Annotated in this window: 13 protein-coding genes; 6 read left to right on the top strand and 7 right to left on the bottom strand. The window is 61.9% G+C overall.

Features of this window, described 5'->3' with window-relative positions; all coding sequences use genetic code 11:
- The first annotated feature begins 176 nt into the window (after nucleotides 1-176).
- Entirely contained in the window at nucleotides 177-332 is a 156-nt protein-coding gene (locus tag BUE15_RS22135; protein WP_170865158.1) for a hypothetical protein, read from the top strand.
- Nucleotides 333-342: 10 nt separating this feature from the next.
- On the opposite strand, the gene BUE15_RS20735 is transcribed toward BUE15_RS22135, so the two are convergent.
- The 4 genes from BUE15_RS20735 to BUE15_RS20720 all read right to left on the bottom strand — a co-directional run bounded on the left by BUE15_RS20735 (nucleotide 343) and on the right by BUE15_RS20720 (nucleotide 4599).
- Nucleotides 343-1197 carry a DUF4249 domain-containing protein gene (locus tag BUE15_RS20735; RefSeq protein WP_170865334.1) on the bottom strand — a complete coding sequence of 285 codons (855 nt, stop codon included), beginning with the start codon at nucleotides 1195-1197 and terminating at the stop codon, nucleotides 343-345.
- A gap of 53 nt (nucleotides 1198-1250) precedes the next feature.
- Nucleotides 1251-3596 (bottom strand): TonB-dependent receptor, encoded by a 2346-nt coding sequence (locus BUE15_RS20730; protein ID WP_073289104.1) that lies wholly within the window; start codon nucleotides 3594-3596, stop codon nucleotides 1251-1253.
- Nucleotides 3597-3705: 109 nt separating this feature from the next.
- On the bottom strand, nucleotides 3706-4014 hold the full coding sequence (trxA, locus tag BUE15_RS20725) for a thioredoxin (protein ID WP_073289102.1): 309 nt from the start codon (nucleotides 4012-4014) through the stop codon (nucleotides 3706-3708).
- A gap of 132 nt (nucleotides 4015-4146) precedes the next feature.
- Nucleotides 4147-4599, bottom strand: a complete 453-nt coding sequence (locus BUE15_RS20720; RefSeq protein ID WP_139252474.1) for a hypothetical protein — start codon at nucleotides 4597-4599, stop codon at nucleotides 4147-4149.
- Nucleotides 4600-4795: 196 nt separating this feature from the next.
- Between BUE15_RS20720 and BUE15_RS20715 the strand changes: the two genes are divergently transcribed.
- Together BUE15_RS20715 and BUE15_RS20710 are read left to right on the top strand one after the other, a co-directional pair.
- Nucleotides 4796-5125, top strand: a complete 330-nt coding sequence (locus BUE15_RS20715; RefSeq protein WP_084549228.1) for a restriction endonuclease — start codon at nucleotides 4796-4798, stop codon at nucleotides 5123-5125.
- A 64-nt stretch (nucleotides 5126-5189) separates the two neighbouring features.
- Complete coding sequence (locus tag BUE15_RS20710) at nucleotides 5190-6287, top strand: DUF6687 family protein (RefSeq protein ID WP_073289099.1); 1098 nt, start codon at nucleotides 5190-5192, stop codon at nucleotides 6285-6287.
- Nucleotides 6288-6296: 9 nt separating this feature from the next.
- Here the strand turns inward: BUE15_RS20710 and BUE15_RS20705 are convergent, their stop codons facing one another.
- Entirely contained in the window at nucleotides 6297-9731 is a 3435-nt protein-coding gene (locus BUE15_RS20705) for an AAA family ATPase (RefSeq protein ID WP_073289097.1), read from the bottom strand.
- Nucleotides 9732-9966: 235 nt separating this feature from the next.
- Here BUE15_RS20705 and BUE15_RS20700 point away from each other — a divergent pair, with 235 nt between their 5' ends.
- Nucleotides 9967-10527, top strand: a complete 561-nt coding sequence (locus tag BUE15_RS20700; RefSeq protein WP_139252473.1) for a hypothetical protein — start codon at nucleotides 9967-9969, stop codon at nucleotides 10525-10527.
- A gap of 85 nt (nucleotides 10528-10612) precedes the next feature.
- Nucleotides 10613-11455, top strand: coding sequence for a toxin-antitoxin system YwqK family antitoxin (locus BUE15_RS20695; protein WP_073289094.1), 843 nt, complete (start codon nucleotides 10613-10615; stop codon nucleotides 11453-11455).
- 85 nt (nucleotides 11456-11540) lie between these two features.
- On the opposite strand, the gene BUE15_RS20690 is transcribed toward BUE15_RS20695, so the two are convergent.
- The gene (locus tag BUE15_RS20690) at nucleotides 11541-12125 is read right to left on the bottom strand and encodes a hypothetical protein (protein ID WP_073289092.1); all 585 of its coding nucleotides are present in this window, start codon (nucleotides 12123-12125) and stop codon (nucleotides 11541-11543) included.
- A gap of 156 nt (nucleotides 12126-12281) precedes the next feature.
- Between BUE15_RS20690 and BUE15_RS20685 the strand changes: the two genes are divergently transcribed.
- Nucleotides 12282-12764 (top strand): nuclear transport factor 2 family protein, encoded by a 483-nt coding sequence (locus tag BUE15_RS20685; protein ID WP_073289107.1) that lies wholly within the window; start codon nucleotides 12282-12284, stop codon nucleotides 12762-12764.
- A 135-nt stretch (nucleotides 12765-12899) separates the two neighbouring features.
- On the opposite strand, the gene BUE15_RS20680 is transcribed toward BUE15_RS20685, so the two are convergent.
- On the bottom strand, nucleotides 12900-13156 hold a 257-nt coding region (locus BUE15_RS20680), incomplete at its 5' end, for a transposase family protein (protein WP_139252472.1).

The following is a 13156-nucleotide window of genomic DNA, read 5'->3' as shown; positions in this document are numbered from 1 at the left end:
CCTGCCGCCAGGCAGTGTACTGCGTCAGGACCTGGGTCTGGTGGGCCATACCCCGGCCGGCGTGGTGGTGGAGATGCCCCACAAGAAGCCGCCGAAGCGGGAGTTGACCTTCGCTCAGCAGCTGTACAACCACTTGCTGAGCCCCTTACGCGTGGTCATCGAGCATGCCCACCGGAATGAAGCGCTTGCGCATGGTACAGGACACGTTGCGCTTGCGCGGCCAGTGGCGGCGCGACACGGTCATCGTGGTCGCCTGCGGGCTGCACAACCTACGCGTGCGCAGTCCCCTGCGCCTCTACGCGCCCGATAAATTCCCCAAACTGTCCGAATAAGGTTTAGTGATTAGCGCAGAATAATCTGCTTTCGGTCGTAGCTCAGCACCGTGAATACTCCCACGCCGCCCTGCACCGTGCTCCGGATGCCGGACGGCTGCGCAAACGGGTTGCCGTTGGCATTGCGCGCGTCGCTGACGGACTGCCGGAACAGGTAGTAGGGCTGGTCGATGTGGTAGAGCGTGACCAGGAGCGTATCGCCGGCATCGAACTGGTAGCTGGTGCCCACCGTGAAGAGCTTGCCATTGTTGAGCCGGTCATCGAGGGTGAAATCCCGCTCCCGCTCCGAAGAAATACTGTCCTTATGAATCTGGAGGCGGTAGAAATCAGTGCTAGCGGCCGGGTCCTGGAAGGAAGCCAGCAGGTAGGCTTTGCGGTCTTCAGCCGGCCGGTCGTTGAACTTGTACTCCAGCGAATCGATGGGAATGCGGCTGGGCATGGTGGCCGTGCCCGTCACGCGGCGGCCTTTGGTGTCATACACTTCCAGCCCAAACGTGTCGCCGGGGCGGGCCACCAGCGGGCGCCGCCCGATGTGGGTGTAGCCTTTCATCTGGACGGAGTCGATGCCGGGCTGGAAGCGGAGTGTGTCGCGGCGGCCGGAGGGCAGCGTCAGCACCACCGTCACGTCGAGCGGGAGCACCGGAATGGGGCTGGCCAGGTAAGGCGTGGTTTCCGTGACGGTGAGACGCGGAATCTGGCCGTCTTCGAGGTAGCACTCCGTCACGAGCTGGGCCGGCAGCGCGGGCAGCTCCACGTCAATGTCCTTCTGCAGGTCGCAGGCCGACAGCAGGGCCAGGGGCAGCAGGGCAACGAGCGGGCGTACAAACGGTGGAAGGTACTTCACGGAGCGGGGAAAGTCTGACACGAAAAACGGTAGCATATGACGGCCGGGCAGAAGGCAGGGGCGGCGCATCCTCATCAGAACTTGAAGTTGTACGTGACGGCCGGGATGGTGGGGAACAGCGACACCTGCCGGGCCCGGTAGCCAAGCACTTGGCCCGTGTCCTCATTCTCCAGCTGGTCGAAGTACACGAAATAGGGGTTGCGGCGGTTGTAGGCGTTATACACGCTGAACGTCAGGTCCGATTCCGGGAACCAGCGGTTGGGCTTCAGCTTCCAGACCAAGCCCAGATCCAGGCGGTTGTAGGGGGCCAGGCGGAACGAGTTTCGGTCGGGGTAGATGGGCGCCACCGACACGTCGCCGCCGAACACGTCCTGCACGCTGAAGCGGCCGGCCGGCAGCGTAGTGGCGTTGCCGGTAGTGTACACGAACGAGCCGGTCAGGTTGAGCCGCTCCCGCAGCTGGTGCAGCACCACTACCGTGATGTTGTGGCGCCGGTCGTAGTTGGGGTAGAACGTGCGGCCCTCATTAATGCCGCTGGTGCCGCGCTGGGGCAGAAACTGGCGCTTGCTCCAGCTCAGCGTGTAGCCTACCCAGCCCGTAGTGCGGCCGGTTTTCTTTTCCAGATACAGCTCGTTGCCGTAGGCCCAGCCCTTGCCAAACAGAAACTCCGAGTCCAGGTCGGGATTCACGAACAGCTGCGCGCCGTCCTTGAAATCCACCTGGTTCCGGCTCCATTTGTAGTACACCTCGTTCGTGAGCAGGTATTTGCCGTCGCCCAGCAGAAAGCTTACGCCGGTGGCTACCTGCTGCGAGCGTTGCGGCTTCACCGACAGCCGCGACGGGTACCAGATGTCGGTGGGCAGGGTGGCGCCGGAGTTCGTGACAAGGTGCACGTACTGGTACATCAGGGCGTAGCTGGCCTTGAGCGAGGTTTTGGGCGTGAGCGAGTAGCGGGCGGAGCCGCGCGGCTCCAGACCGCCGTACACATCGGAGCCGCTCCGGAAACCGGTCAGCCGCACACCATAGTCGAGCTGCAGCTTATCGGTGGCCTTGAAGTTGTCGGAGGCGTACAGGCCGGCTTCCTGCCCCGAGTATCCTACATCGGAGCCCAGATTGAGGCGGCCGTCGCCGGAGCCGGCCTGCAGCCGCCCTACGCCAAAGCTGTGCTGAATTACCTGGGCCCCGAATTTGAGCGTGTGCCGGTCGTTGGGCGTGTAGTCGAGGTCGGTGCGCAGGGCCAGGTCCTGAATGTCCGACGACAGATTGAAGCTAAACTGGTCCAGCGCATTGGTGATGCCGTACTGGTAGCGCGTGTAGGAGGCCGTGGTGTTCAGAAACAGGCGCTTGTTGAACACGTGGCTCCAGCGGGCCGCGCCCACCGTGTTGCCCCAGCTGAAATTGAAGTTGAAGCCGCCCTGCGAGTTGAAGCCGAAAATGTCGCGCCCGTAGTAGCCGCTCAGAAATATCTGGTCCTTTTCGCCCAGCTTGTAGTTGCCCTTGGCGTTGAAATCGTAGAAATAGTAGTCCGGAATGGGGTTGTAGTCCGGGTCGCCCTCGTTGAGGTTGTTGAGCTGGCGCGTAAATACGTCGAAGTAGGTGCGCCGCCCCGACAGGATAAACGAGCCTTTTTCCTTCACAATCGGCCCTTCCACCGTCAGCCGCGACGAAATCAGGCCGATGCCGCCGCTGGTCACGAACTTCTGGTTGTTGCCCTCGCGCAGCTTCACATCTATCACCGACGAAAGCCGGCCGCCGTACTGCGCCGGAAACCCGCCCTTGTACAAATCCACGCTCTGCACGGCGTCGGGGTTGAACACCGAAAACAGCCCGAACAGGTGGTTGGGGTTGTACACCACGGCATCATCCACGAGCACCAGGTTCTGGTCGGAGGAGCCGCCGCGCACAAACAGGCCCGAGGTGCCTTCGCCGCCGTTCTGCACGCCCGGCTTCAGCTGCAAGGTTTTGAGCAGGTCTACTTCGCCAAACAGGGCCGGCAGCAGCTTGGCCTCTTTGGTCGTGAGGCGCTCCACACTCATCTGGGTGGTTTGCAGCTTCTGCTCCAGCGTGCCGGAGGCTTCCACCACCACTTCGCCCAGCGTATTGGCAGATTCCGGCAGCAGAAACGACAGCCGCTGACTGCGGGTCAGGTTTATTTCGCGGGTCAGGGTTTCGTAGCCGATGAAGGAAACCACGACCTGGTGCCGGCCCTCCGGCAGTACCAGCCTGAAGAAGCCGGCCGAGTCGGCGGTGGCGCCCGCCACGAGGCTGGGCACGGCCACCGAAGCCCCCGGCAGCAGCTCGCGGGCGGCCCCGCCGCGGATATAGCCGCTTAGCGTGTGGCGCTCCTGCGCCTGCGCGGCCGGTACACCCACTACCCCCCAGCTAAAGAGAAAACCAATCAGTAACGGTAAAAAACGCATCGGCACGAGTAAGGACAAGCACGGCAAAGGTACGCCGTATGGGGTGCCCAACACCGGCCGGGCCGGATAGTTTCAGGGGTGGCGCCGGCCGGTGCTTACCGGGATGCGCTTACTGCAGAAAGGGTTGCACGGCCTGCGTGAGCTGCGCGGCCGGTACGGCCCCGGCCTGCCGCCACACCGGCTGCCCCTTATGAAACAGAATAAGCGTAGGAATGCTCTGCACCCGAAACTGCTGGGCTGCCGCCGGGTTGCGGTCCACGTCTATCTTAATGACTTTCAGCTTGCCCTGATGCTGGGCGGCCACCTGCTCCAGAATCGGGGCCATGGTTTTGCAGGGGCCGCACCAGTCCGCAAAAAAATCTACGAGGACGGGCATGCCGGGGCTGTTGATGAGTTCTGAAAACGACTTTTTAGCCATGATGCGGTACAGTAAGGAAGGAAAAGCTGCTCCTGAATACGTAAGCCGGGCAGGCCAAGGACTACAGCACGCCACAAAAAAAGGCCCGGCGCTAGAGCACCGGGCCTTGCAGAAGCACAAGTAACGGAGCCGTTACTTCTTCTTGTTGTCTAGTAGGGTCACGTCGTTGGCGGTTTCGGGCAGCGAGAAGCGGCCACCCACTACTTTTTTGCCGCCTACCTGGCATTCCCAGACGTAGCGGCCGGGCCGGGCCTGGGCCGCCTCGCCGGTTTCGGTTTTGAAGTAGTCGGACTCCGTCGCCTCCGATGGGAAGATGACATCAATGCCGTTGCGGCCGGCCGTTACCTGCTTCACGAGCACATACGCTTTGCCGCTGGTTTGGTCCGTGACTACAAACTTGGCGGAGTACTCGCCCAGCTGCCCGAACTTATCCATGACACCCATCTTGATGTAGGCATCGGTGGAAACCATCCAGGTTTGCGCCTTGGCGCCAAGGGGAGCCAGCACCAGTAGCGCCAGTACCAGGCCGGCCGCGCGCAGGGCTGAAGTCAAGTGGTGGAAGGTCAGAGAAGTAGAAACGCGCATAAACAAAAAGGTAAAAGGGTAGAGGGCAACAAAGAACTGAAATGTGGTGGAAACTCACTGTATAGCCGGTAGCGTACCATGAGCGCAACCAAATATAGAAGTATTTTGACATGGCCCGTATACAGAAAAATTATTTTTTTACTGAACTGTGGTTTGCTTGTTATCAGGCAGATGTACTTCGCCAATTGCGCTGCTCATGTCCCGCCGTGTCAGACCGATACCACCGCCCGCCACCGCTGCCTCACCAGCGCCTGAGGGTACCCGCTGCGCACTCTGCGAGCGGGAGGTGCAGCACACGTCGCGCCACCACTTGGTGCCGCGCGAAGAGGGCGGCCGGCACGGCCCCACCGCCGACCTGTGCCAGCCCTGCCACAGCAGTATTCACCTGCTGCTCGACAACAAAGAGCTGGCCCGCGACTACAACTCGATTGAGGCGTTGCGCCGGGCCGAGAAGCTGCAGAAATACCTGCACTGGATCCGGCGCAGCCGCGTCGAGCGGATTTCCAACCGGCGCGGCAAGGGCTGAGGCACGGCGTGCTGCTTTGCATTAAGTTTGCCTGCGGCATTCTTGTAGCACCCACTTCTCCTCCGTGAAGCAATTTGTTTCTTTTCAGCAGTTCCGCCGCCAGCCCACTATTGTAGTAGACAGCACCGGACTGGGGGCGGCCCTCACGCTGGCGCACTGGCGTGGAGCAGCCACGCCCGAGCTGTTGCGCGACGATACCAGCGCCGGTTCCGTGCTCCGGGCCCTGCACCACCCCGAAACGCCGGGAATGGAGGCCACCGCCGTCACGGCCAACCACTTCGATATCGACGGGTTTGTGGGGGTGTGGGCCTTGCTGAACCCGCAGCAGGCGCTGCGCCACGAGCACCTGCTGCGGCTGGTGGCCACGCTCGGCGACTTCCGCGAAATCAACTGGCACGACCCGCTGGCCGACCACGCCCTGCAGCTGGTGTGCTGGCTGAATGCCGAAGAAAAAGCCCGGTTCTACGAGCCGTTCGGGGCTCCCGCCCGGCGCCGCCGCGAAGATGAAGCCTCAGCTGAAAAGTTTGCGTGGTTTCTGCCGCGCTTCGCGGAGCTGCTGACGAATCCGGAAGTAGGGCGGGCCGCCTGGGAGCCGGAATACGCGCGGGTGAAACAAGGTGTGGCAGCTATAGAGAGTACTGCAACCATCGTGCGCCGCTACCCCGACATCGGGCTGACGGTGGTGCGCACGCCCGAGCCGCTGCCGTACTACGCGCTGTTCAGCCCCAGCCTCGGCACCGATATGGTGCTGAGCATCTACGACGGCCAGCGCTACGAATTCGAGTACAAGTACACCACCTGGGTGGATCTGGCAAGCCGCCCCACGCTGCCGCGCCTGCCGCTTGACGCGCTGGCCGCCCGCCTCAACCCGCTGGAGCAGACACCGCGCCACTGGACCTTCGATAGCATCACCGACACCGGCCCGCTGCTGCGCCTGAGCGGCAAGGAGCTGTCGAAGCCCCAGCGCTACGCCGACCCCGACCAGCGCCCGATTCATGCGTCCTCCATTACGCCGGAGCAGCTGGAAGAAGGAGTTGTGGCCTTCTTCCGGACTGGCTACGCCGGTATCACGCCGAAGCGGTACTGGACCTGGGCGGAAATTAAAGCGGCCGGCGCGGACTTGGCTCCCGGCTCCTCTCTTTTGGAGAAGGGCCAGGGGTGAGGGCCGGCGCTACACGTCTTCCCCGAAGCCCAGCACCCGCAGCGAGCTGATGCCCCCGGCACCCTTCTGCACACTGATTTGGGTGCTGATGCGCTCCTTCAGTCCTTCCACGTGGGAGATAATGCCGATGGATTTGCCGGTGCCCTGCAGCAGTTCCAGCGCCGAAAGGGCCACGTCCAGGGTTTCAGGGTCGAGCGTGCCGAAGCCTTCGTCAATGAACAGCGTGTCGATCTGGGTGCGGCGGCCGGCCAGCTCCGAGAGGCCCAGCGCCAGCGCCAGACTCACCAGAAAACTCTCGCCGCCCGACAGCGAGTTCATCGTGCGTGCTGCGCCGGCCTGGTAGTCGTCCTGAATGAGCAGGTCGAGATGCTGCTCGGGGTTGCGCAGGATGCGGTACCGGTCGGTGAAGCGGTGCAGGTGGCGGTTGGCCAGGTCCACGAGGCGGGCCAGCGTGAGGCCCTGGGCAAACTCGCTGAACTTCTTGCCATCGGCCGAGCCGATCAGCTCGGCCAGCTCGCGCCAGCGGCGCGCTTCCTGCTGCTGTTTCTCCAGCTGGGCGGCCAGCGTGGCGTGGCGCTCCTGCCCGGTCCGGTGGGCGTTCAGGCGCTCCTGGCGCTGCCCTACCTGCTGATGCAGCGCCGCCAGCTGCTCGCCGGCTGCCGCGAGGTAATGGTTTACCGCATCCAGGGGCTCAGGCGTGAGGCGGCGGTTTTCTTCGGTGGTTAGCTGCCGGGCGGTTTCCTCAACGGTTTGCGTGGCCAGCGCTACATCCTGCTCGTGGCGGCGCAGCTGGCTTTGCAGGGTGTGCAGCTCGGGGTCGGGGAGGAGCAGGGCGGGTAGGGCAGCCGGGTTGGGGGCGAGGCCGGCGGCGGTGAGGCCAGCCACCAGGGCCGCGTGCTGCTGCTGTTGGGCCTGCTGCTGCTGCCGGGCATCCTGCTCGCGCTGGCGCAGTGTATTGGCTGCTACCGCATAGGCAGTTTCGTGCTGTAGTAGCTGCTGCTCGGTGTGGCGGTGCTGCTGCTCAGTTATGCGCACGGCTTCTTCCAGCTGCTGCCGGGCGCGGGCTACATCGGCATCGGGCAGCAGTGCCTGGCGCTGTTGCTGCTGCCGCTGAATGGCGTGGTGCTGATCAACCAACTCCTGCTTGCGGACCTTCAGCCAGGCCTGCAGCTCCTGCTGGTGCGCTTCGGCTTTGGTGGCCTCCACGCTCACGCCGCCCAGCGCCTGCCGGGCATCGTTGAGCTGCTTGGTTTGCAACTCAAGCTCCAGGATGCGCTGGCGGGCCAGCTCCATCAGGGCCTGCCCGTTTTCGTTGGTGAATGGCAGACTGAAGTACTGTGCCTGGCTCTGGATAGTGGTCCGGACGGGTAGCACCTGGTCTTCGGCGTCGGCCAGCTCTTGGGCCAGCTTGCCAGCTTCTTCGGTGTAGGCCAGATGCTGGCGGGTGGCGGCTTCGTGCTGGGTCTGGGCCTGGTGCAGGCGCTGCCCGGCGGTGGTTTGCTGGTCGCGCAGCTCGCGCAGCGTCTGCACCAGCAGTTTCACTTCCTCGGCGGCGGTTTTCTCGGCGGTTTCGGGGAGCAACTGAATGGTACCGGCCGGTGCAGCAGCAGGCTCGGGGCCCGTCTGCTCCAGCATCGTCACGTAGGTATTGAGACGGTTGAAGCGTGCGCCCAAGGCCCGGACCTGCTGGCTGAGCGTTTCTTCCCGCTGCAGGTCGCGCTGAAACGAGTCCTCGCTTACGCCCAGTACGCCGGCCATGTAGGGGTGCTCCGTCGCGCCGCACACGGGGCAGGGCTGGCCGGCTTCCAGCAACAGGCGCGTTTCGGTGTGCGAAAGAATCAGCTGCTGCATCTGCAGGCTGCGCCGCAGGTCGTCCCAGTGCTGCTGTTCCCGGTCCTGCTGCTGCTGTAGGCTGCCCACGTGGTAGCGCAGCCGCTGCAACCATTCGTCGCGGGTTTTGCTGGCCTCTTCAAAGCGGGCGGTATGGGCCAGAAGCTGTTGGCGAGCGGCATCAGCGGCCAGTTGCTGAGTAGCGGCCTCGGTGGCGGCTTGCTGCTGCCGCTGCCGGGCTTCGTGCAGGCGCTGGCTTAGCTGGCCAAGGGCCGTCTTCAAGCCCGCCCACTGCTGCAGGTTTGCCGAAAGCTCGGGCAGGTCGGCGGCCAGCTCACTGACTACGGTATTGAGCAGCAACCATTTTTCGGCGTCCCGGACCTGCGCCTGCAGCGCGCTGGCCTGTTTGCCGGCCTGTTCGGCCGCCGCTTTCAGGCGCTTGCATTGCTCGTTTTTTTCTTCGTACTCCGCCTTGCCCTGCGTGAGCTGGCGGCGCGCCTCAGCCATCAGCAGATCCAACTGCTCGGCCTCACGCAGCTTGGGCTCCTGCGTTTTTTGGGTGGCGGTGGCGGCTTCGTGGGCTTGCTGTGCGGCGTTGCGGGCGGTTTCGGCGGTAGCGCGTCGCTCCTGCAGCTGCGGCAGCTGAGTGCGCAACTGCTCCGCTTCCTGCAGTACCCGCGCCACTTGCCGCTCGGTCTGGCGCAGCAGGGCGTGGTCGGTGGCGAAGGGGGCCGCCTGCTGGTGCAGGGCCAGGCGCTGGCGCAGGGGCGCCAGGGTTTCGGCCTGCGCGGCCAATTCCTGCTGACGCTGGCCGGTGGTGTGGAGCTTGTCGCGAAGCTCCTGCAGGCGCAGGTGCCACTGCCGGGCCTCGCGCCATTGCTCCTGGGTGGCGGTAGCCCGGGTAAGCTGGGTGTTGAGGTCGTGCAGCTCGGTTTCCAGGTGCGTTGCTTCCTCCGGAGAAAGCAGCGTCACGCCCTCCAGGCCCTGGCGCAGCTGCTCTACCAGCAGGTTTTCCTGCTTGGCCCGCTCGAAGGCCGCCCTGGAAATATCGGAGTATTTGCGCGTGTCGGTAATCTTCTCCAGGAGCTGGGCCCGCTCGCCGGCGGGGGCCTTCAGGAAGCGGGTGAAGTCGCCCTGGGCCAGCAGCACGGAGCGCAGAAACTGCTTGTATTCGAGCCCACTCAGCTCGGCGATGCGCGGCGGCACCTTCGACTTGTAGGTTTCCAGAAACGGCCAGGTTTCGGTGCCATCCTCGGCCACTTTCCGCTCGCTCAGCTCCATGGCGGGGGGCTGCAGATTACCCTCAGGACGCTTGCGGGCCCGGTACTGCCCCCATTTGCTGCGATACTGCCGGCCGTTCACCTCAAACTCCACCTCGGCCCAGCTCTCCCCGGTGCCGTGGCTCATCACGTGCTCCGGCCCGCTGCTTTCGTGGCGGGGCACCTGGCCGTAGAGGGCCAGCGTAATGGCATCCAGGATGGTGGTTTTGCCCGCGCCGGTGGGGCCGGTTATGGCAAACAGGCCAGCATCGGAAAGGGGAGTCTGGCTGAAATCAACGGTGTGCTCTCCGCGCAGGGAATTGAGGTTGAGAAAACGGACGCGAAGAATTTTCATGCAGAAGCAGTCGGCGGCAGAGAAGGGCGAACAACGGCCGGCTTATCCGCTGGGAAGCCGGTCCGGAAACTCAAAATTACGCCAAAACCGGCCAAGCACCGCCCCCAAATCCGGCCTGCTGGCGTGCGCGGCGGAAATAGTCGTATACTGGTGTAGCATATTTACCAGAAATAAAAAAATAAGCTACACCCGTCTGTAGCATATTTTTAAAAAACAATTGATACGCTACACAGCTATGGGACGAAAAAGCGGCCGACATGAATCGTTGCCGGGACTGGTACGCAAGGTGTTCGGGCTGGACCAGGCCACGCTGGGGACGTATCTGCGCCTGAGCCGGGTAGAGATGGGCCACTACGAAAGCGGCCGGCGGGAGCTGCCGGAGCCGCTGCTGACGCGGCTGCTCCCCCTGATTCTGGCCGCGCAGGCGGCTAAAACCGAGCCCCGGCCGCCCACCGAGCCGCCGCCCACCCTGGCCCCGCCCGACCCCGAGCCGCTTCGGGCGCGCGTAGACTACTGCCAGCACCGCGCCCGGCTGTTGCGGGCCTCGCTCACGAAGCTGACGGCCCGGCAGCAGGCCGCCACCCGGCTGCAGCAGGCGTTGCCGGCACTGCTCGCTGCCGCCCCCGATGAAGCCGCCCGCCGCTGGCTGCTGCGCCGCCAGGAGCAGGCCACCGCCGACCTGGATGCCCTAGAGGCCGCCCGCTACCATGAGCTGCGGGCCCGGCTGCTGGGCCTGGAGGCAGAAGCGGCGGCGCTGGTGGCCGCGCTGGGCGAGGAGGGACCCGTAGAGGGCTAGGAGTGCGGAAAACGGCTACTTTGGTTTCCTGGGAAGCACGCGCTGCTACACAAGCTTAATTTATTGCAGGACTAATAATTGGATAATGAAAGCCATCTTGACTTATGCCCTTTTGTTTATGCTGGTACCGTATTTGGGCCTCGGCCAGTCCGGAAAAAGCGTGTACAAAAATCTCGTGACCAAGAAAATACTTCTGGGCAGTTCATCGAAAAAGCCCGAAGGAATAGGGTATGGCTATTTTATAAATGGAAAGCGAGTAGATAAAATAGCGTATGATAGTTTTCAGGGTAACTCGCGCTACATAAAAGAATGCTGCCCCTGTATTTTGCAGATGTATAACTCGGATGGTCGGTTAGTGAACGAAGGTGTACGATGCACGGATGCGCCGGTAGGGTGGTGGAAGGCCTATTACACTACTGGAAACCTGAAAGAGAGCGGGCAGTTTAAAGAAAACGACAGCGGCAACTGGGATAATCTGTGCGACAGAGGCTATTGCGGCGTCAAGGTTGGTCGCTGGACTTATTTCGACGAACAGGGCAAAACGCTTTATAGCGAAGATTGGAAGGAGGGTGAGTTTGTGCGACAGCTGCCGGAACAGCTGATACCGGAGCTATGGAAAGTTGATTTTCTACTTCAGGGGCAGAATGCGAAAAAGCTGCCTTTAACTTTAGAGCAGATTTCGGAATTGCAAATTGTTTCTTATTATAAAAACAAAATAAGGCCGGAGCCTACAATAAAACTTCTCATTGAAGCAAGTGGTCATCGGCCTTTTGTGAGGGAAATAGTATTTGCAGAGTTGAAGAGCCTTGATGCACGTAAATTATTATTGGCATCTGGCATCCCAGCTGATAAGCAGCCTCGATTCACTCTGGAGGTTTTCAACAGCAGAGACAAAGTTTATAGGCTGTTTCTCAACATCGTCAGGTGATAGAAATCTGGATAGTGCCCGCCCCACAGCCTTACCAGCTTCAAAGCGGCCCCTGAAGGCGAAATGGATGCTACGGCTTCGGGCTCTACCGACTCACCAATTCAAATACTTCGCCACTGGTCAGCTCATAGCGGATCAGGCCATCCTGCTTATCCCAGAAAAACGCCTGCAGCTGCCCACCGCCATAGATGGTGGCATTCTGGCCCTGCCGGAAAACGTAAGCGGCCGGGTAGGTTTTGCCGGTGGTGCTGAGGGTGCAGGCCTGCTGCTGCAGTTTGGACGTAATCTGGCCCTCCCTGGAGGCGGTGAGACACTCCAGGCCCGCCACGCTGAAGGACAGGTCGGCGGGTCGGTCGGGGTTGTTTTTGCGCAGGTTCACCACGAAGTCCCGGTTCTTTTCGTTGTATACGGTAGCGGGCCGCAGCACAATCTGGGAGAAAATGGGCTGATAGCGGCCGGATTCCATCCAGTTGCAGTCGGTGTTGGTGTGCCACTCCTGCGGCTTCAGGACCGTAGCCGTATTGGTAGTGCCCCGGTTGCTGCGAAAAACAACCTGCTGGCCCTCGGTATAGGAGCCCAGCCAGGCGCGTTCCTCGGGCAGCAATGCCACTTCCTGGCACGTAACGCAACCTGTGAGCACAAGAGCGAGGGAGGAAAGCAGCTTTTTCATACGCAGTGCCAGCTAATGACCGACCCGTGTATACGCGTCAATCCGGCCGGCGGGCTTGTTGCGGAGTAGTAGCCCATGGTAAGCCGTTCCGGAATCAGCCTTCCGGAAAACGTAGAGAACTTCTACCTTCCCAGCGTTAATGCCACTCCAAAGCAAATGAAACTCCTGTCACTGGCCGCGCTGCTCCTGCTGTTTGCCGGTGGCTGCGCGCCGGTACGCCCCGTTGCCACGACAGCCAACTCGCCCGTGTCGCCGGAACTATACCGCACCATTGCCCGCCTCGACAGCGTCCTATTCGTGGCCTTCAACCAGCACGATGTAGCCAAGCTCCAAACCTTCTTCGCCGAAGACCTGGAATTCTACCACGACAAGGGCGGGTTGGCCAATTTCCAGCAAACCATGCAGGGCTTCCGGAATCTGTTCGACCAAAACAAAACCACCAGCCTCAACCGCCAACTCGTGCCCGGCACCCTGGAAGTATACCCCATCAACAACTACGGCGCCGTGGAAACCTGCCAGCACCGCTTCTGCCACGTAGAAAACGGCAAAGACGACTGCGGTACCTTCAAAAACATGATGGTGTGGCGCCTACGTGACGGGCGGTGGCAGGTGACGCGGGTGGTGAGTTATGGGCATTGAAAAGTTGATTCGCATTGATAGGTAGATTGTTTTTGCAACGTACAGAACATATGAATAAGATACCGATGGCTTTGCTATACTCCTGTACATTATGCTTTTGTAGTATTCACCAAGGAACTGCCCAAATAGTAAACCTTATTCGGACAGTTTGGGGAATTTATCGGGCGCGTAGAGGCGCAGGGGACTGCGCACGCGTAGGTTGTGCAGCCCGCAGGCGACCACGATGACCGTGTCGCGCCGCCACTGGCCGCGCAAGCGCAGCGTGTCCTGTACCATGCGCAAGCGCTTCATTCCGCTGTGGGCATGCTCGATGACCACGCGTAAGGGGCTCAGCAAGTGGTTGTACAGCTGCTGAGCGAAGGTCAACTCCCGCTTCGGCGGCTTCTTGTGGG

The sequence above is a fragment of the Hymenobacter psychrotolerans DSM 18569 genome, from assembly GCF_900142395.1.
GTDB classification, from domain to species: Bacteria; Bacteroidota; Bacteroidia; order Cytophagales; family Hymenobacteraceae; genus Hymenobacter; species Hymenobacter psychrotolerans.
This window is presented reverse-complemented; position numbering and strand designations above follow the sequence as displayed.

What these genes read in the sequence shown, in the direction of transcription:
- BUE15_RS22135 (WP_170865158.1), top strand. Translation starts at nt 177, where the DNA reads ATGAAGCGCTTGCGCATGGTACAGGACACGTTGCGCTTGCGCGGCCAG.
- BUE15_RS20730 (WP_073289104.1), bottom strand. Translation starts at nt 3,596, where the DNA reads ATGCGTTTTTTACCGTTACTGATTGGTTTTCTCTTTAGCTGGGGGGTA.
- trxA (WP_073289102.1), bottom strand. Translation starts at nt 4,014, where the DNA reads ATGGCTAAAAAGTCGTTTTCAGAACTCATCAACAGCCCCGGCATGCCC.
- BUE15_RS20720 (WP_139252474.1), bottom strand. Translation starts at nt 4,599, where the DNA reads ATGCGCGTTTCTACTTCTCTGACCTTCCACCACTTGACTTCAGCCCTG.
- BUE15_RS20715 (WP_084549228.1), top strand. Translation starts at nt 4,796, where the DNA reads ATGTCCCGCCGTGTCAGACCGATACCACCGCCCGCCACCGCTGCCTCA.
- BUE15_RS20705 (WP_073289097.1), bottom strand. Translation starts at nt 9,731, where the DNA reads ATGAAAATTCTTCGCGTCCGTTTTCTCAACCTCAATTCCCTGCGCGGA.
- BUE15_RS20700 (WP_139252473.1), top strand. Translation starts at nt 9,967, where the DNA reads ATGGGACGAAAAAGCGGCCGACATGAATCGTTGCCGGGACTGGTACGC.
- BUE15_RS20695 (WP_073289094.1), top strand. Translation starts at nt 10,613, where the DNA reads ATGAAAGCCATCTTGACTTATGCCCTTTTGTTTATGCTGGTACCGTAT.
- BUE15_RS20690 (WP_073289092.1), bottom strand. Translation starts at nt 12,125, where the DNA reads ATGAAAAAGCTGCTTTCCTCCCTCGCTCTTGTGCTCACAGGTTGCGTT.
- BUE15_RS20685 (WP_073289107.1), top strand. Translation starts at nt 12,282, where the DNA reads ATGAAACTCCTGTCACTGGCCGCGCTGCTCCTGCTGTTTGCCGGTGGC.